The organism is Streptomyces sp. NPDC014727 (genome assembly GCF_043083485.1).
Taxonomy (GTDB): Bacteria; Actinomycetota; Actinomycetes; order Streptomycetales; family Streptomycetaceae; genus Streptomyces.
The window spans coordinates 249425-266300 of record NZ_JBIBYR010000001.1; the positions used below are offsets into that span (position 1 = coordinate 249425).

Genomic DNA, 16876 nt, shown 5'->3' on the forward strand with positions numbered 1-16876 from the left:
CTGAGGAGACCACCGACCATGGCAGCCACCCGCCGTCCCACAGCTCTCGCCGCCGCCCTCGCCACGGCGGCCGCCCTCGGCGCGACCGTGTTCGCCCTCCCGGCGCTCGCCGCCGACGGCACCGCCTCCGGCGGGGCGACCGCCACCGCGCCGAAGCTGGAGCTGAAGGACGGCACGCTGGAATGGGGCGTCAAGGAGTCCTTCCGCGAGTACCTCGCCTCGTCGTTCTCCGGCGGGAGAATCACCGTCAAGGACGGCGCCACCCAGGCACCCGACAACGGTGTGTTCACCTTCGCCGACGGCAAGGGCACCTACGACACGGCCACGCACGGCACCGACACCGCCTTCGGCGGCGGCGTCAACTTCTACGCCCATGGGGGCGTTCTCGACATCACGCTCTCCGACGTGAAGCTCGCCACGACCCGTACCGGCGGCACGATCACCGTCGACGTCACGACCCCGCAGGGCACCCGCGACGACGTGGCATTCGCGACTCTCGACCTCTCGGCGGTGAAGCCGGGCCGGGGTGCGGGCGGTGCGATGGTCTTCGAGGACATCCCGGCGACGCTGACGAAGGCGGGCTCCGAGGCATTCGACGGCCAGTACGAGGAGGGCGACGCGCTCGATCCGGCCACGCTCTCGGTGAAGGCGGTCACGGCCCCGACCGGGAAGCCCACGGAGGAGCCGACCACCGAGCCGACCGGGAAGCCGACGACCGAACCCACCGGGAAGCCCACCACGGAGCCGTCCACCGGGCCGACCGGGAAGCCCACCTCGCCCGCGTCCCCGTCCCCCTCCGCCCCGGCCACCGACGGGGCGGCCGCCGCCGACCCGGGCGCGATCGTCGACGGCACCCTGGACTGGGGCGTGAAGAAGTCCTTCCGTGCCTACGTCACGGGCCCCGTCGCCCACGGCAGGGTCGAGACGACGGGCGGTGCCACCGCGTCCGGGGACGGCTACCGGTTCCCCGACGCCACCGGCCGCTTCGACGCCGCGAAGCAGACCCTGAACGCCGGGTTCGACGGCAAGGTCCGCTTCCTGGGTCACGAGGAGAACGGCGCGTACACCCTGGACCTCTCCCTGACCGGCCTGGAGATCCAGGTGAACGGGACGAAGGGCACGCTGATCGCGGACGTCACCACCAAGGACCGCGAGACGAAGAAGGTCTCCACCTACACCGCTCTCGCGATCGCCGACCTGGAGCTGCCCAAGGGCGAACTCGCCGCGAAGAACGGCGTGGTGACCCTCTCGGCGGTGCCGGCGACCCTCAGCGCCGACGGCACCAAGGCCTTCGGGGGCATGTACCCGACGGGTGAGCAGCTCGACGCGCTGACCGTCGCGGTCGCCCTCGACGAGGACGCCGAACTCCCCGGTGGCGCGGGTGGAACGGGCTCCACCGGCCTGGCGGGAGGCTCCGCGACCGCCGGCGGCGGCAGCGCGGGCGGCGGCTCGGTCGGCGGCCCGGGTTCCCTCGCCTCCACCGGCTCCGACATCCCGGCCGGCGCCCTGTTCGCCGCCTCGGCCGTCGTCCTGGCGGCCGGAGCCGGAGCGGTGTTCGCCGCCCGCCGTCGCCGTACCGTCTGATCCGTCCGCACCGCAGGACTCCGCCGCGCGACGACACCGCCCGGGTGACGGCCCAGTTGTACGGCCGCCGCTCGGGCGGTGTTTCAATGCCCGGGTGAGCGACAGCGACTTCGACCTACCCGCGGGCATCGACGTACTGAGGGTGTTCTGCGGCCCCGACGGCCGGCACGGCAATCCCCTCGGGGTGGTGCGCGACGGGCGCAGGTACCCCGACGAGGCGTCCCGGCAGGCCCTGACCGTGCGGCTCGGCTTCAGCGAGACCGTGTTCGTCGACGACCCCGAGCGCGGACACGTCGACATCCACACCCCGGGACTCCGTCTCCCGTTCGCCGGGCATCCGCTCGTCGGCACCGCCTGGCTGCTCGATCTGGAGATCCTGGAACTGCCGGTCGGGGACGTCTTCGCCCGCCAGGACGGGGAGTTCACCTGGATCACGGCCCGCCCCGAGTGGGCGCCGCCGCGCACGCTGGAGCGGTACGCGTCCGTCGCCGAGGTCGAGGCGCTGACCGGGCCGCCGCCGGGTGAGGGCTGGCTGTACGTATGGGCCTGGGAGGACGAGGCGGCGGGGCGGGTGCGGGCGCGGGCGTTCCCGAGGCGTGTCGAGGGGCGCGGCGCCGACGGAGCCGGGGCCCGCACCATGGGCACAGTGGAGGACGAGGCGACGGGCGCGGCGGCCCTGCTGCTCAGCGCGGAGCTGGGGCGTGCCCTCAACATCACACAGGGACGCGGCTCCCAGATCCTCACCGCACCCGCACCGGACGGCACGGTGGAGATCGGGGGCCGCGTCAGGCCGGCCGCTCGATCGATCCCGTCCGGCGGGAGTCGGAGACCTTCCGGCGTCTGAGGACGGAGCGGCGCGGCGGGAGGGGCCGACCGGCGGACCCCGGTCGACCCCGCCGGCCGCGCCGGCCGCGCCGCCAGGACCCTACGCGCTGAGCGGGAACACCTCCCCCAGCTCCCGGAACACCGCCGTGTTCAGTGCGAACGCGCGCTTGCACTCGTCGACGATGCGCTGCTTCTCCAGGTCGTCCGCGTTCACCGCGTCCAGCAGCTCGCGGTAACCCCGCTTGAACGAGGCGGGGTTGGAGATCTCCTCGAAGACATAGAACCGGACCCCGTCGCCCTTGCGCGCGAAGCCCCAGGTCCTCTCCGCCTTGTCACGGATGATCTGGCCGCCCGAGAGGTCGCCGAGATACCGGGTGTAGTGGTGCGCGACGTAACCGGCGGGCCAGGTGCGGGCGCACTCGGCGACCCGGGCGGCGTAGGCGGCCGTGGCTGGCAGCGGCTCCAGCCCCTCGCGCCAGCCGGCACCCCGCAGATGGGCCAGATCGCGCTCCAGTTCGGCGGTGCGCATCAGCTCGGGCCGTATGAACGGACCGGCGACCGGGTCGCTCCGCAACGCCTGGGCCCCCTCCTCCAGTGCCCGGTACACGAACCACAGCTGCTCGGTGTAGCGCGCGTACGCGTCCACTCCGAGCCGCCCGCCGAGCAGGTCGCTCATGAAGGTCGAGGTCTCCGCCTCGGTGTGCTGCTCGTGCGAGGCGGTGCGGATGAGCGTCGAGAAGGGCGTGGGAGCGGCGGTTGCGTCCAAGGCGGGCCTCCGGGGGCCGAGGGGGACGGGAAGTCCGGAAAGGGACAGAAACATCGGCGGCGACCGCGTGCGGCGGTGGCTGTCGACATCCCCGATCTTCCTACTTAGGCTTACCTAAGTCAACGGCTTCCCGACAGCCTGTCGGTAAAAACGATACGCCTGGTTCCGCCTCCGTGCGGGAGTTCGCGCGGGCGGCGGGAGCAGCGGGGACATGCGAAAGCGGCCGCCCGGGGGCGGCCGCTTGAGGGAAGAACTGTCCGCGTCGTTACGGGAGCGTCAGGATCTCGGCGCCCGTCTCCGTGACCACCAGCGTGTGCTCGAACTGGGCCGTACGCCTGCGGTCCTTCGTCACCACGGTCCAGCCGTCGTCCCACATGTCGTAGTCATGGCTGCCCAGCGTCAGCATCGGCTCGATGGTGAACGTCATGCCCGGCTGCATCACGGTGGTCGCGTGCGGGCTGTCGTAGTGCGGAATGATCAGACCGGAGTGGAACGAGGAATTGATCCCGTGCCCGGTGAAGTCCCGCACCACCCCGTACCCGAAGCGCTTCGCGTACGACTCGATGACCCGCCCGATCACATTGACCTGCCGCCCCGGCCGGACCGCCTTGATGGCCCGGTTCAGCGACTCCTCGGTGCGCTCCACGAGCAGCCGGGACTCCTCGTCCACGTCGCCGCAGAGGTACGTGGCGTTGTTGTCGCCGTGCACCCCGTTGATGTAGGCCGTGACGTCGAGGTTCACGATGTCGCCGTCGCGCAGCACCGTGGAGTCCGGGATGCCGTGGCAGATCACCTCGTTGAGCGAGGTGCAGAGCGACTTGGGGAATCCCCGGTAGCCGAGCGTCGACGGGTAGGCGCCGTGGTCGCACATGAACTCATGGGCGACCCGGTCGAGTTCGTCCGTCGTGACGCCCGGGGCGATGTGCTTCGCGGCCTCCGCCATCGCCTGCGCGGCGATTCGCCCCGCGATGCGCATGCGCTCGACGGTGTCGGCGTCCTGGAGCTCCGGACCGGTGTACGGGGTGGGGCCCGGCTTGCCCACGTATTCGGGGCGCCGGATGTTTCCGGGTACGGAACGGATGGGAGTGATCTCCCCGGGTACGAGCAGCGACTGGCCAGACATGTCAGCGAGTCTAACCAGCGCGCTTGGGGCAGCATGGCCCCGAGGGAAGGAGCCGATGATGGCCCTGTTCAAGAAGCGCACGGTCGGCAAGCCGGGCGAGTGGTACTACTGCCTGCAGCATCAGAAGGTCGAGGAAGGCCCCGAGTGCCCGGCCAAGGATCGTTTCGGGCCGTACGCCTCCCCCGAGGAGGCGCGCCACGCGATGGAGACGGCGCAGGAGCGGAATCTGGAGTGGGAGACGGACCCCAAGTGGCACGACCGGGGCACACCGTCTGATCCGGAGGCCTGACCGGCTGCCGGGGACCGGGACCCCGGGGCGGCCGGGACCGGGACACCGGCGTGCGGGGACGGGGGCACGCCCCCGGTCCCCGTTCCTCACACGCCGGACGGGCTCGACACCCTGGCCGCACGCCTGCGCACCGCGTCCTCGTCCGTCTCGGAGTCGTACGTCAGCAGCTTCGGCAGCGCCGCGGTCAGCAGCGCGACCGAGGCGACGCACGCCACGCCCCCGCTCCAGATCGCGGAGCGGGTCCCCGTCCACCCCGCCATCGCACCGGCCCGCACCTGGCCCAGTTGCGGGCCGACGCTGTACGAGAGCACCTCGATGCCCGCCAGCCGGCCCCGCAGCTCCTCAGGGATGGTCTGGTTCCAGATCGTGGAGCGGCCGAGACCGCTGAGCATGTCGCCCGCGCCCGCCACCGCCAGACAGAGCAGCACCAGCCATACGTTGCCGAACCACCCGGCCGCCGCGATCGCCAGCCCCCAGGCCGCCGCCCCGAACACCACGAAGAGCCCGTGCCGCCGTACCCGCGACGTCCAGCCGCTGGTCAGGCCCAGGACCAGGGAACCGACCGACCCCGCCGCGTACATCAGGCCCAGTGACCACTCGGCGTCCAGTTCGTCGGCGAGGAACGGGAAGATCGTGTTCGGGAAGGCGAAGAACATCGCCGCCAGATCGACCGCGTACGTCCCCAGCAGCACCGGCCGGCTCCAGGCGTACCTCGCCCCCTCCGCTATGCCGCGCAGCGAGGGCTTCGGGCTGTCCGGGGAGGGCGGCGCGGGTGCCAGCCGCAGGCACAGCAGCACGGAGACGGCGAACGTGACCACCGTGACCGTGTACGCCGTGGCGTGTCCGGCGTAGGCCACCACCAGCCCGGCCACCGCGGGGCCGGTGATCGCGCCGAACTGCCAGCGCAACGAGTTCAGCGCGGCGGCCGCGGTCAGCTGGTCGTGCGGCACGATCCGGGCCATCAGGGAGTCCAGTGCGGGCCGCTGGAGCCCGGCGAGCGCGGAGACACCGCCCGCGACCAGATAGAGCGGCCAGAGCAGGGGGTCGGGCAGCGCGGCGTTCACCAGGAGTACGAGGGCGAGCAGCCCCAGCCCCGCCTCGGTGCCCAGGATCACCTTGCGGCGGTCCGCGGAGTCCGCGAGCGCCCCTCCGTACAGGCCGAAGACGACCAGCGGCACCAGCTCGACCGCGCCCATCGCGCCGACGGCCAGCGGTGAACCCGTCAGCTCCTTGATCTGGAGCGGCAGCGCGATCAACGCCATGAAGCTGCCGAAGTAGGTCACCAGGCCCTGGATCCACAGCAGCCGGAAGTCGGCCGAGGAGCGCAGTGGCGAGAGGTCGGGCAGCAGGGCGCGCAGCCGGGTGGCCGGGGAGGGAGCTGAGGTCACGAGAGGCCATGCTCCGGCGCCGCGGGTGCAGCTGCAACAGTTTTTCGCGGCGTCCCGGGGCCCCAGCGGATCGTGCCGCCCTCACCACCGGGCCGGTGGTGGCGCCGTCAGCCGGTCGGCGAGCCGGGACAGCCGGTCCCGGAAGCGACGGCGGCCGCGCGGCGCGGGGACGCTGTTCTCCCCGGCGGCCGCGCTCACCAGGTGCTGCACGGTGTCCAGGCCGACATCGTCGGTGGCGGTCACCGCGAGCGTCTCGTGGGCGAGCCCCCGCACCTCGGGGTCGCCGCCGTCCAGCGAGAGGACCGTCGCCCCGGCCCGACGGGCGTCGTGCACCCGCTCCAGCAGCCCGGCGCCGGGCCGCTCCGGAGCCACCAGCAGCAGCGTCTCGCCCCTTCCGGCCGCCTCGATCCGGGCCAGCCCGACGGCCAGATGCGCCGGATCACCCGGATCCACCCGATGGCGCACCAGGGTGGGCGCCAGCTCCGGCAGCCCGGACCAGGCGGACTCGTCGACCAGATGGGCCGCCAGATGCCACGGCTCGTACGCCACCGTGCCCACCAGCAGCAGACCACCGCCGTGCGGGACGACGGAGGACCTGAGCGCCCCGGCGAACCGCCGGGCCGCCGCGGGCCACTCCGTCCCGGCGAGCACTTCGCGCAGCAGGGCGACACGTACGGCATCCATGGCCCGGCATCCTGCCCCGGGGCCCGGCCCCGCCACCGGTGAACGACGCCGGAACCCCCCGAACGGGTCCGCCGTCGCGAGCCGGACCGCCGAGGGGGCGACGGAACGTTCCTTCCCATCGCGGGCAGTAGTGTCGCAGCCATGACTACGAATGACAGCGGCAGCGCACCCAAGCCCCCCGCCAAGGACCCGTGGGACCTCCCGGATGTGTCCGGACTGACCGTCGGCGTGCTCGGCGGCACCGGGCCGCAGGGCCGCGGACTCGCCTACCGCTTCGCCCGCGCCGGGCAGAAGGTGATCATCGGTTCCCGTGCCGCCGACCGCGCGCGGACCGCCGCCGACGAGCTCGGCCACGGTGTCGAGGGCGCGGACAACGCCGAATGCGCGCGCCGCAGCGATGTCGTGATCGTCGCCGTGCCGTGGGAGGGCCACGCCAAGACCCTGGAGTCGCTGCGCGACGAGCTCGCGGGCAAGCTCGTCATCGACTGCGTCAACCCGCTCGGCTTCGACAAGAAGGGCGCCTACGCCCTGAAGCCCGAGGAGGGCAGTGCCGCCGAGCAGGCCGCCGCCCTGCTGCCGGAGTCCCGGGTCACCGCGGCCTTCCACCACCTCTCCGCCGTGCTGCTGCAGGACGAGGCCATCGAGGAGATCGACACCGATGTGCTGGTGCTCGGCGAGGCCCGTGCCGACACCGACCTCGTGCAGGCGCTGGCGGGCCGGATCCCCGGCATGCGCGGCATCTTCGCCGGGCGGCTGCGCAATGCCCACCAGGTCGAGTCGCTGGTCGCCAACCTGATCTCCGTCAACCGCCGCTACAAGGCGCACGCGGGGCTGCGTACCACCGACGTCTGAGCACGTTCCCGCCCCACCCTGCGGTGAGCGGAACGGGGCATGGGGGACACTGGACGGGACCGTGCACCACCCCCGGACAGGAGCCGCCCCCCATGCCCCGCCTCGCTCTCTACGCCATCGCCGTCTGCGTCCTGGCCGTCGTCGCGGCCGTGATCTCGTTCGTCCAGGGCAGCTGGCTCGGGATCGTCTGGGTGCTGCTGGCCGGCCTCTCGTCCAACATGGCGTGGTTCTACCTCCGCCGGCAGCGCGCACAGGCCGCCGGCTGAGCGATGGTTCAGGGGTTGACGGAGCAGACCGGATCGGCCGCCTGCCAGAAGCGGTAGGTGTCGAATCCGCAGTACGTCGTGAATTCGCTGATGCCCAGTGTCCGCAGCAGCGCGTGGATCGCGTCGAAGAACGCGTGGTTGATCCCGGGGATCCACAGCACGCCGAAGACCGCGATCAGCCCGAACGGGGCGAACGGCTCGACCTGTCGGCGGATCCGGTACGAGAGCCAGGGTTCGATCACGCCGTAGCCGTCCAGCCCCGGCACCGGGACGAAATTGAGGATCGCCGCGGTGACCTGGAGCAGCGCCAGGAATCCCAGCGCGTACCGGAAGCCGACCGGCACGCCGTCCAGCGCGTGCAGCCAGAACGGCGCCGTGCACACGATCGCGAACAGCACGTTCGTCAGCGGGCCCGCCGCGGAGATCAGACTGTGCTTCCAGCGACCGCTGATCCGGCCCCGCTCGATGAAGACCGCACCGCCGGGCAGACCGATACCGCCCATGATCACGAACAGCACCGGAAGCACGATGCTCAGCAGCGCATGGGTGTACTTCAGCGGATTCAGGGTCAGATAGCCCTTCGACCCGATGGAGATGTCCCCGCTGTGCAGCGCGGTACGGGCATGCGCGTACTCGTGCAGACAGAGCGACACCACCCAGGCCGCCGTCACGAAGAGGAAGAAGGCGATCCCGGGCTGCTTCGCGAAATCCGTCCACACCGCCCATGCCGACACCGCCATCACGGCGACGATCCCGAGAAAGACCGGGCTGATCCGCCGGTCGCTGCGGGCGCTTGCGGTGGTCATCGGCGAACTCCTGGTGGCTGGCCGGAAGGGGGGCGGGGCGACGGGCGGCGAGAGCGACCGTACAGCCGACACGTCACAAACGTCTCGCGCCGGGGCGGTGGTTCCGTGAAGGGTGGGGGCATGACGAGCGATTCCGGCACACGGCGAACACGGGTACGACCGAACGTGCGTCTCCTTCCCGATCCCGGTCACGGAGAATAGGCGCGTGCGTTACTGCATCCTCGGAACCACTCTGGCACTCCGCGAAGACGGCACGGCCGTCGCCCTCGGCGGGGCACGGCTGCGCGCGCTCCTCACCGTTCTCGCGCTGCGCCCCGGGCGCGCCGTCCCGGCCGCCGTCCTCATCGACGAGGTGTGGGACGGCGACCCGCCGGCCGACGCGGTGGGCGCCCTGCAGGCGCTCGTCGGCCGGCTCCGGCGGGCGCTCGGCCATGCCGCCGTCGCCTCGGCGGAGAGCGGCTACCGGCTCGCCGCGGAGCCGGACGCGGTCGACCTGTACCGCTTCGAGCGGCTCGCGGCGGAGGGAGCGCGGGCGCTGGAGGAGGGGGACGCGGCGAAGGCCGGGGCCGTGGTCGCCGACGCGCTCGCCCTGTGGCGGGGGCCGGTCCTGGCCGATCTCCCCGACCGCGGCGCCGTCGCGGCCCGCTGGGCGGCCCGGCGTCTGGACGCCCGGCGCACCGGGCTCGCCGCGGCCCTCGCGCTCGGCCGCGCGGACGAGGTCCTGCCCGAACTGCTCGCCCTCTGCGCCGAGCACCCGATCGACGAACCCCTCCAGGCACTGCGGCTGCGGGCCCTGCGCGACGCCGGACGCCCGGCGCAGGCGCTGGCCGCGTACGACGAGATGCGCACTCTGCTCGCCGACCGTCTCGGCGCCGATCCCGGTCCCGAACTGCGTTCCCTGCACGCCGAGTTGCTGCACCAGGCCCCGGAGCGACCGGTCGTGGCGGCCGAGCCGGTCCCGGCCGCCCGTACCCGGGCCCCCGCCGTCCCGCAGGGAAACCTCCGGGCCCGGCTCACCAGCTTCGTCGGGCGCGAGGGCGACATCGACGCCCTGCGCGAGGACCTCTCGCACGCCCGGCTGGTCACCCTCCTGGGCCCCGGCGGGGCAGGCAAGACCCGGCTCTCCCAGGAGGCCGCCGAATCCGTCGCCGCCGCCTGGCCGGACGGCGTCTGGCTGGCCGAACTCGCCCCCGTCGACGACCCCGAGGCGGTACCGCAGGCCGTGCTGACCGCGCTCGGCGCCCGCGAGACCGTGCTGCGCGGGGCCGGCGCCGAGGAACTGAGGGTCGCCGAGGGCAATGCCGGCGACTCCCTCGTACGCCTCGTCGAGCACTGCTCACGGCGCCGGATGCTTCTCCTGCTGGACAACTGCGAGCACGTCGTCGGGGCCGCCGCCACCCTCGCCGACCATCTGCTCGCCCATTGTCCGGAACTCACCGTGCTGGCCACCAGCCGCGAACCCCTCGGGGTGCCCGGCGAGTTCGTGCGGCCCGTCGACCCGCTGCCCGACCCGATGGCGCTCCGGCTGTTCACCGACCGCGGCGCCGCCGCGCGGCCCGGCTTCCGGGCCGACGCGGACGAGGAGACCGCCGCGGCCGCCGCCGAGATCTGCCGCCGCCTCGACGGGCTGCCGCTCGCCATCGAACTCGCCGCGGCCCGGCTCCGGATGCTCACCCCGCGCCAGATCGCCGACCGGCTCGACGACCGGTTTCGCCTGCTCACCAGCGGCGCCCGCACCGTCCTGCCCCGCCAGCAGACGCTGCGTGCCGTGGTCGACTGGTCCTGGGACCTGCTCGACGACTCCGAACGGGCCGTGCTGCGCCGCCTGTCGGTCTTCGCGGGCGGTTGCACCCTGGCCGCCGCCGAGGCCGTCTGCACGGACGACCCGCGGGGCGTGCCGGACGTCGCCGGGCTGCTCGGCTCGCTCGTCGACAAGTCCCTCGTCGTCGCCGCGCCCGCCGACGACGGCGAGATGCGCTACCGGCTGTTGGAGACCGTCGGCGAGTACGCCGCCGAACGGCTCGACGAGGCGGCGGAGCGGGACGCCGTGGAGCGGCGCCACCTGGTGCACTTCCGGGAACTGGCCCGGACCACCGACCCCCGGCTCCGCGGCGCCGGGCAGCGTGCCGCCATCGACCTCTTCCAGCGCGAGTACGAGAACCTCCGCACCGCTCTGCGCCGGGCCGTCGCCGCCCGCGACGAGCAGGAGGCGCTCTGCATCGTGCTGTCGCTGTGCTGGTACTGGCAGATGCACGATCTGCGCACTGACGCCCTGCACTGGGCCGACGCGGCCGCCACGCTGGGCCCCGATCCGTTCGCCGGGCCCGCCGAACCCGCGCCGTCCCTCCACGAGCGCTGCACCGACGCGCCGCCGCCCATGTCGCCCGAACTGCTCCAGGAAGCACGGCGCCAGGTGGCCCTGGTCCAACTGGTCAGCATGGACCACTCCCAGGACCTGTGGACCGACGCGCGAGGCATGGCCCGGCTGCGCGTCATCGCGGAGACCTACCACGCGGGCCAGCCGCAGACCTGCCGCACCCCGGCGTCGCTCTGGTTCTTCGCGGTCATGCTGACCGGCGGGGTCGACGACCTGCGCGAGCTGCTGGACGAAACGGTCCGCGCCAGCCGGGAGTTCGGCTACGCGTGGGAACTGGCCGGTGCCCTCCAGATGCGCGCCAACGTGCTGGCCAACCGGTCCGAATGGGCGGGGGACGCGCGCCGTGACGCGGACGAGAGCCTGGAGATCTTCGTCCGTCTCGGCGACGACTGGGGCGTCGCCGAAGCGCTCTCCTCCCGGGGCGAGGCGAACGAGAAGCGGGGCGAGTACGCGCGCGCGGCCGAGGACTACCAGGCGGCCATCGGCTACGCGCGCAAGCTCGGCGCCCAGTCCCAGGTGTCGGTCCTGCGGTCCCGGTACGCGTCCGTGCTCACCGAACTCGGCCGCGGCGACGAGGGCGAGGTGATCCTTCGGGAGGTGGTCGCGGAGGGACGCTCGGGTCACGAGGCGATGCCCGCCGCCCGGCTCTACCTCGCCCTGTGGCTGGGACGGACCGGACGAACCGGCGAGGCGCGGGAACAACTGGACGCGGTGCGCGAGGAGTTCCGCTCCGAGACGCTGGCCTTCTTCGACGGCTTCATGCTGGGCGGACTGGCCTGGCTGGACAACCAGGACGGCCTGTACGCCGAGGCCCTGCCCAAGGGACGGGAGGCGCTGGTCCGGTCTCAGGACCGACTGTCCCAGATGGTGGCGCCCCACATGTCCGTCACCCATCTCGTCGGTCTCGCACGGTCGTCGGCCGGCATCGGCGGCGAGCGCCGGGCCGCACTCGCGGCCCGGCTGCTGGGGGCGGGCCGAGCGCTGCTGCCCCTGGGCCACGTACCGACGTCGATGGAGCGGCACGACCGGGCCGAGGCGGAGAGGCTGGCCGTGGCCGTCCTCGGCCGGGCCGCCTACGAGACCGCGTACGCCGAGGGCGGCGACCTCTCCCTGAAGGAGGCCACCGCCCTCGTCGAGGCGTGCCAGGACTGAACCGTCACCGGTGCGCGTCAGGTCCGCTTGCGGAACTTGGCGACCGCGAGGGGAGCCGTCACCGCGGTGATCGCCACCGCCCAGCCGAGCGTCAGCCACACCGAGTGGGCGACCGGCCCGCCGATCATCAGCCCGCGCGCCGCGTCCGCCAGGTTGGACAGCGGGTTGTAGTCGGTGAACGCCTGGAGCCAGCCGGGCATCGTGGCGGTCGGGGCGAAGATCGAAGAGCCGAACTGCAACGGAATGAGCACCAGCATCCCCAGTCCCTGAACCGCCTGGGGTGTCTTCAGGGACAGCCCGAGCAGAATGAAGATCCACATGATGGCGGCACCGAAGGCCGCCGACAGGCCGACCGCCGCGAGCAGACCGAGCACCGAGGTCTTCAGCTCCATGCCGAGCAGGAAGCCCATGCCCAGCAGGATCGCCGTGGCGACCATCATCCGGCCCAGCTCGACCGCGATCTTCGCGACGAGGACCGAGGACCGGGCGATCGGCATCGTCCGGAACCGGTCCATGACCCCCTTGTGGAAGTCCTCGTTGACACCGGTCCCGACCGCGGTGGCGATGTTCATGCCCATCATCGCCATCAGGCCGGGGACCACGTAGTTGATGTATGTCTGCCGGTCGCCGCCCAGGCTCGTGCCGATGGACCCGCCGAAGACGTACACGAACAGCAGGGTGAAGATGATGGGCATCAGCAGCACGTCGAACATCGACTCCGGATCCTTCTTGATCTGGAGAAGATTGCGCCGCATCAGCGCCCCGATGTGCCGGATGTTGCCGCGCAGCCCGATCCGGCCCTCACCGGCGGGCGCCTTCGGCCGGCCCGCAGTGGTGGCGGTGTCGGCGGGAGCGGGCTTCTGGATCGTCGTGCTCATGCCGCGACCTCCGCGGGGATCGAGTCGGTGGCGGAAGTGCTCTTCTCGCCGGTGATGGCCAGGAAGACCTCGTCCAGGCTGGGCAGCGCGGTGGCGACATGGGCCAGCGAGAATCCCCGGGTGCCGAGCAGGCCGATGACGGCGGTCAACTGCTCGTCGCTGAGGATCGGTACGTACAGCAGCCCTTCGTCCGGCACGGCCTGCGCGCCCGCGACGCCGTCGAGGCCGGCCTCCCTGAGCGCCTGCGCCATCGCGGGCAGCTGCGCCGGATCCGAGGGCCGGATCTGCAGGGTGCGGCCACCGACCTTCGCCTTGAGCTCGTCGACCCCGCCGTTGGCGATGATCCGGCCCTTGTCGATGACGGTGAGCTCGTTCGCGAGCTGCTCCGCCTCCTCCATGTACTGGGTGGTGAGCAGGACGGTCGCCCCCTCCGCGACCATCCGCTGCACCTCGTCCCAGACCTCGTTGCGGGTCCGGGGGTCGAGCCCGGTCGTCGGCTCGTCGAGGTAGAGGACGGCCGGGCTGCCGATCATCGACGCGGCCAGGTCGAGTCGGCGCCGCATGCCGCCGGAGTAGTCCATCGCGGCGCGCTTGGCGGCGTCGGTGAGCGAGAACCGCTCCAAGAGCTCGTCGGCACGCGCGCGGGCGGTCCTGCGCGGCAGATCGAGCAGCCGCCCGATCATGTAGAGGTTCTCCCAGCCGGAGAGCTTCTCGTCGACCGAGGCGTACTGCCCGGTCAGGCCGATGGTGCGGCGCAGCTGCCGGGGCTGCTTCACCACGTCGTAGCCCGCCACGACGGCGTGCCCGGCGTCGGGGACGATCAGGGTGGACAGGCAGCGTACGAGCGTGGTCTTGCCGGCTCCGTTGGGGCCGAGCACACCGAGCACGGTGCCCTCGCGGACATCGAGGTCCACGCCGTCCAGAGCCTTGGTCGAGCCGTAGTGCTTGACCAGTCCCCGGACCTCGACGGCGTTCGGGCCGCTCCTGGGGTTCTTGTCGATTCGCGTCATGCCCACCATGGGACCAGGTGCCACCGACAGTCCGCCGACAACGGGCCGACAGCCCGCCGATGGGGGATGTCGGCGGGCTGTCGGTGGTGCGGGCAGTGGTCCGGATCCGGGGCCCGACCCGCTGACCGGGCGGGCCCCGGGAGAACCGGGGCCTTCGTCCGGATCACGCCGGATCCGGACGAAAGGCCCTAGTGGAAGGTGTGCTCCGCGGCCGGGAACGCGCCGCCCACGACCTCTTCCGCGAACTCCTTCGCGGCATCGCCCAGCACCTGGCGGAGGTTCGCGTACTGCTTGGTGAAGCGCGGCACCTTGCCGCCGGTCAGCCCGACCATGTCGGTGTGGACCAGCACCTGGGCGTCCGTGTCCCGACCGGCGCCGATGCCGACGGTCGGGATGTGCAGGGTGCGGGTGACCTCGGCGGCCAGCTCGGCCGGGACGAGCTCCAGGACGACGGCGAACGCGCCCGCGTCCTGCACGGCCTTGGCGTCGCGCAGCAGTTGCTGGGCGGCCTCCTCGCCGCGGCCCTGCACCCGGTAACCCATCGCGTTGACGGACTGCGGGGTCAGACCGATGTGGGCCATGACCGGGATACCGGCGTCGACCAGCAGCCGGATCTGCTCGTGGCTGCGCTCGCCGCCCTCCAGCTTGACCGCGCCGACACCCGACTCCTTGATCAGCCGGGTGGCGTTGCGCAGGGCCTGGACCGGCCCCTCCTGGTAGGCCCCGAAGGGCAGGTCGGCGACGACCAGGGCGCGCTTGGTGCCCCGTACGACAGCGGCGGAGAGGATCGCGATCTCGTCCATCGTGACGGGCACGGTGGTCTCGTAACCGAGGTGGCAGTTCCCCATGGAGTCACCGACCAGCATGACCGGGATGCCGGCCTCGTCGAAGACGGACGCGGTCATCGCGTCGTAGGCGGTGAGCATGGGCCACTTCTCGCCGCGCTCGGTGGCGGCGGCGATGTCATGGATGGAGATACGGCGGGTGCCCTTGCCCCCGTACAGCGCCTTGCTGCTGTCGGTGGTGGCTCCCGCGGGGGTGGCGGCGGACTTGTTCTGCGCAGCCTGAAGCGACATTGCCAACGGCTCCTTCGTCATCTCGAGGCGCCCTGACGGCGTCCCCGGACCGGTTCCATGGTGGCATCCCGCGGCCGTCCACGGGAAGTGGGCCCACCCGTCCGCGTCCATGTCGGCGCCCGGTAAAGACTTTCCAATACGAGACGGTGTCGTATCGAAATCATATAAGCTCCTGACATGTCAATACCGTCGGGCGCTCGCCCCGCCCTGCCCCAGGTTCCCGAGGCGGTTCACCGCCGCCGTTGGGCGATCCTCGTCGTTCTGATGCTCAGTCTGCTCATCGTGGTGCTGGACAACTCGATCCTGAACGTCGCGGTCAAGACCATCGCCAGCCCCGCGCCCACCGGCATCGGTGCCACCCAGAGCGAGTTGGAGTGGGCGATCAACGCCTACACGCTCGTCTTCGCCGGACTCCTCTTCACGGCGGGGCTGCTCGGCGACCGCGTCGGCCGCAAGAAGGTGCTGCTCTTCGGCATCCTCCTGTTCGGAGTCGGCTCCGCCTTCGCGTCCATGTCCGGCTCGCCCGCTGAACTGATCACCTGGCGAGCCGTGATGGGCTTCGGCGCCGCGTTCGTCATGCCCGCCACGCTCGCCGTCCTGATGAACGTCTTCGAACGTGACGAGCAGCCCAAGGCCATCGGTATCTGGGCCGGCAGCGTCGGCCTCGCCATCGCGATCGGCCCGATCACCGGCGGGCTGCTTCTCGAACACTTCTGGTGGGGCTCGATCTTCCTGGTCAACGTGCCCGTGGTGGTCGTCGCGCTGATCGCGATGGTGCTGCTGGTGCCGGACTCCAGGGACCCGAAGCCGGGCCGGACGGACCCCGTCGGGGTGCTGCTGTCCATCGTCGGTCTGGTCCTGCTGGTGTACGGCATCATCCGCGGCGGACAGCTCGCCGACTTCACCGACCCCGTCGTGCTCCTCTCGGTCGTCGGCGGCCTGATCGTCCTGGCCGCGTTCGTCGGGTACGAGAAGCGCACCAGCCACCCGGCCCTCGACCTCACGTACTTCAAGGAGCCGTCGTTCTCCGCGGCCGTCGCCGCCATCGCGCTGGTCTTCTTCGCGCTCATGGGGGTGACCTTCTTCTCCGCCTTCTACATGCAGAGCGTGCGTGGCTGGAGCGCGCTGGAGGCCGGTCTGCTGATCCTGCCGCTGGCCGTCGCCCAGATGATCTTCGCGCCGCGCGCCCGGCTGGTCGTCGACCGGTTCGGTGCCCGCCTGGTCTGCAGCGTCGGCATGCTGCTCGTCGCGTTCGGCCTCGCGGCCTTCGCGCTGTTCGACGCCACCACGCCGGTCTGGGTGCTGTGCGTGCTCTTCTTCGTGCAGGGGACAGGCATGGCGCATGTGATGACGCCGGTCACGGTCTCCGTGATGCAGGCACTGCCCAGGGAGAAGGCCGGTTCCGGATCGGCGGTCAACAACACGTTCCGGCAGGTCGGTGGGGCGCTCGGCATCGCCGTGCTCGGCTCGGTGCTGTCCACCGTCTACCGCGGCAATATCGAGGGTCACCTCGGTGCGCTCCCTGCCGCCGCCAGGCAGGCGGCGGGGGAGTCGATCGAGGCGACGCTCGGCATCGCGGACAAGCTGGGCCCGGCAGGTGCCCCGCTGGTCGCCGCGGCGCACGACGCGTTCCTGGAAGCCATGCATGTCACCGCCATCGGTTCGGCGGCCGTCGCCCTGGTGGGCACGCTCGTGGTCGCGCTCTTCCTTCCGGGGAAGACACCCGTCGAACAGAGCTCCAGCGGCTCCGACGAGGGCGAGCCCTCGATACCTGCCGAGGCGGGCCGGTGACGGCCCCGG

15 protein-coding genes are annotated in these 16876 nt (G+C 72.0%); 7 read left to right on the forward strand and 8 right to left on the reverse strand.

Annotated elements, in window-relative coordinates:
* Nucleotides 1-18: 18 nt before the first annotated feature.
* Together ACF1B9_RS01195 and ACF1B9_RS01200 are read left to right on the forward strand one after the other, a co-directional pair.
* On the forward strand, nt 19-1584 hold the full coding sequence (locus ACF1B9_RS01195; protein WP_391741996.1) for an HtaA domain-containing protein: 1566 nt from the start codon (nt 19-21) through the stop codon (nt 1582-1584).
* 94 nt (nt 1585-1678) lie between these two features.
* Entirely contained in the window at nt 1679-2428 is a 750-nt protein-coding gene (locus ACF1B9_RS01200) for a PhzF family phenazine biosynthesis protein (RefSeq protein WP_391741995.1), read from the forward strand.
* An 81-nt stretch (nt 2429-2509) separates the two neighbouring features.
* Here ACF1B9_RS01200 and ACF1B9_RS01205 read toward each other — a convergent pair whose 3' ends face one another.
* Together ACF1B9_RS01205 and map are read right to left on the reverse strand one after the other, a co-directional pair.
* On the reverse strand, nt 2510-3175 hold the full coding sequence (locus tag ACF1B9_RS01205) for a heme oxygenase (biliverdin-producing) (RefSeq protein ID WP_391741994.1): 666 nt from the start codon (nt 3173-3175) through the stop codon (nt 2510-2512).
* A 265-nt stretch (nt 3176-3440) separates the two neighbouring features.
* On the reverse strand, nt 3441-4298 hold the full coding sequence (gene map / locus ACF1B9_RS01210) for a type I methionyl aminopeptidase (RefSeq protein WP_351082493.1): 858 nt from the start codon (nt 4296-4298) through the stop codon (nt 3441-3443).
* A 58-nt stretch (nt 4299-4356) separates the two neighbouring features.
* On the opposite strand from map, the gene ACF1B9_RS01215 reads away from it, so the two are divergent.
* Complete coding sequence (locus ACF1B9_RS01215; RefSeq protein WP_391741993.1) at nt 4357-4587, forward strand: hypothetical protein; 231 nt, start codon at nt 4357-4359, stop codon at nt 4585-4587.
* 86 nt (nt 4588-4673) lie between these two features.
* Here the strand turns inward: ACF1B9_RS01215 and ACF1B9_RS01220 are convergent, their stop codons facing one another.
* Nucleotides 4674-5975 carry an MFS transporter gene (locus ACF1B9_RS01220; RefSeq protein ID WP_391741992.1) on the reverse strand — a complete coding sequence of 434 codons (1302 nt, stop codon included), beginning with the start codon at nt 5973-5975 and terminating at the stop codon, nt 4674-4676.
* Nucleotides 5976-6056: 81 nt separating this feature from the next.
* A complete protein-coding gene (locus ACF1B9_RS01225) occupies nt 6057-6659 on the reverse strand; it encodes a hypothetical protein (RefSeq protein ID WP_391741991.1) in 603 nt (200 codons plus the stop codon).
* 141 nt (nt 6660-6800) lie between these two features.
* On the opposite strand from ACF1B9_RS01225, the gene npdG reads away from it, so the two are divergent.
* Together npdG and ACF1B9_RS01235 are read left to right on the forward strand one after the other, a co-directional pair.
* On the forward strand, nt 6801-7511 hold the full coding sequence (npdG, locus tag ACF1B9_RS01230; protein WP_391741990.1) for an NADPH-dependent F420 reductase: 711 nt from the start codon (nt 6801-6803) through the stop codon (nt 7509-7511).
* A gap of 92 nt (nt 7512-7603) precedes the next feature.
* Nucleotides 7604-7777, forward strand: coding sequence for a hypothetical protein (locus tag ACF1B9_RS01235; RefSeq protein WP_361447569.1), 174 nt, complete (start codon nt 7604-7606; stop codon nt 7775-7777).
* 8 nt (nt 7778-7785) lie between these two features.
* Here ACF1B9_RS01235 and ACF1B9_RS01240 read toward each other — a convergent pair whose 3' ends face one another.
* Nucleotides 7786-8583 (reverse strand): site-2 protease family protein, encoded by a 798-nt coding sequence (locus ACF1B9_RS01240; RefSeq protein WP_391741989.1) that lies wholly within the window; start codon nt 8581-8583, stop codon nt 7786-7788.
* Nucleotides 8584-8788: 205 nt separating this feature from the next.
* Between ACF1B9_RS01240 and ACF1B9_RS01245 the strand changes: the two genes are divergently transcribed.
* On the forward strand, nt 8789-12112 hold the full coding sequence (locus ACF1B9_RS01245) for a BTAD domain-containing putative transcriptional regulator (protein ID WP_391741988.1): 3324 nt from the start codon (nt 8789-8791) through the stop codon (nt 12110-12112).
* Nucleotides 12113-12129: 17 nt separating this feature from the next.
* On the opposite strand, the gene ACF1B9_RS01250 is transcribed toward ACF1B9_RS01245, so the two are convergent.
* The 3 genes from ACF1B9_RS01250 to panB all read right to left on the reverse strand — a co-directional run bounded on the left by ACF1B9_RS01250 (nt 12130) and on the right by panB (nt 15076).
* Nucleotides 12130-12990 carry an ABC transporter permease gene (locus ACF1B9_RS01250; RefSeq protein ID WP_391741986.1) on the reverse strand — a complete coding sequence of 287 codons (861 nt, stop codon included), beginning with the start codon at nt 12988-12990 and terminating at the stop codon, nt 12130-12132.
* Complete coding sequence (locus tag ACF1B9_RS01255) at nt 12987-14009, reverse strand: ATP-binding cassette domain-containing protein (protein WP_391741984.1); 1023 nt, start codon at nt 14007-14009, stop codon at nt 12987-12989. Before ACF1B9_RS01255 ends, ACF1B9_RS01250 begins: the two co-directional genes overlap by 4 nt.
* 179 nt (nt 14010-14188) lie before the next feature.
* Nucleotides 14189-15076 (reverse strand): 3-methyl-2-oxobutanoate hydroxymethyltransferase, encoded by an 888-nt coding sequence (gene panB / locus ACF1B9_RS01260; RefSeq protein ID WP_391741983.1) that lies wholly within the window; start codon nt 15074-15076, stop codon nt 14189-14191.
* Nucleotides 15077-15253: 177 nt separating this feature from the next.
* Here panB and ACF1B9_RS01265 point away from each other — a divergent pair, with 177 nt between their 5' ends.
* Entirely contained in the window at nt 15254-16867 is a 1614-nt protein-coding gene (locus ACF1B9_RS01265) for an MFS transporter (RefSeq protein WP_391741982.1), read from the forward strand.
* Nucleotides 16868-16876 lie beyond the last annotated feature (9 nt).

What these genes read in the sequence shown, in the direction of transcription:
- ACF1B9_RS01195 (WP_391741996.1), top strand. Translation starts at nt 19, where the DNA reads ATGGCAGCCACCCGCCGTCCCACAGCTCTCGCCGCCGCCCTCGCCACG.
- map (WP_351082493.1), bottom strand. Translation starts at nt 4,298, where the DNA reads ATGTCTGGCCAGTCGCTGCTCGTACCCGGGGAGATCACTCCCATCCGT.
- ACF1B9_RS01215 (WP_391741993.1), top strand. Translation starts at nt 4,357, where the DNA reads ATGGCCCTGTTCAAGAAGCGCACGGTCGGCAAGCCGGGCGAGTGGTAC.
- ACF1B9_RS01225 (WP_391741991.1), bottom strand. Translation starts at nt 6,659, where the DNA reads ATGGATGCCGTACGTGTCGCCCTGCTGCGCGAAGTGCTCGCCGGGACG.
- npdG (WP_391741990.1), top strand. Translation starts at nt 6,801, where the DNA reads ATGACTACGAATGACAGCGGCAGCGCACCCAAGCCCCCCGCCAAGGAC.
- ACF1B9_RS01235 (WP_361447569.1), top strand. Translation starts at nt 7,604, where the DNA reads ATGCCCCGCCTCGCTCTCTACGCCATCGCCGTCTGCGTCCTGGCCGTC.
- ACF1B9_RS01240 (WP_391741989.1), bottom strand. Translation starts at nt 8,583, where the DNA reads ATGACCACCGCAAGCGCCCGCAGCGACCGGCGGATCAGCCCGGTCTTT.
- ACF1B9_RS01250 (WP_391741986.1), bottom strand. Translation starts at nt 12,990, where the DNA reads ATGAGCACGACGATCCAGAAGCCCGCTCCCGCCGACACCGCCACCACT.
- ACF1B9_RS01255 (WP_391741984.1), bottom strand. Translation starts at nt 14,009, where the DNA reads ATGGTGGGCATGACGCGAATCGACAAGAACCCCAGGAGCGGCCCGAAC.
- panB (WP_391741983.1), bottom strand. Translation starts at nt 15,076, where the DNA reads ATGTCGCTTCAGGCTGCGCAGAACAAGTCCGCCGCCACCCCCGCGGGA.
- ACF1B9_RS01265 (WP_391741982.1), top strand. Translation starts at nt 15,254, where the DNA reads ATGTCAATACCGTCGGGCGCTCGCCCCGCCCTGCCCCAGGTTCCCGAG.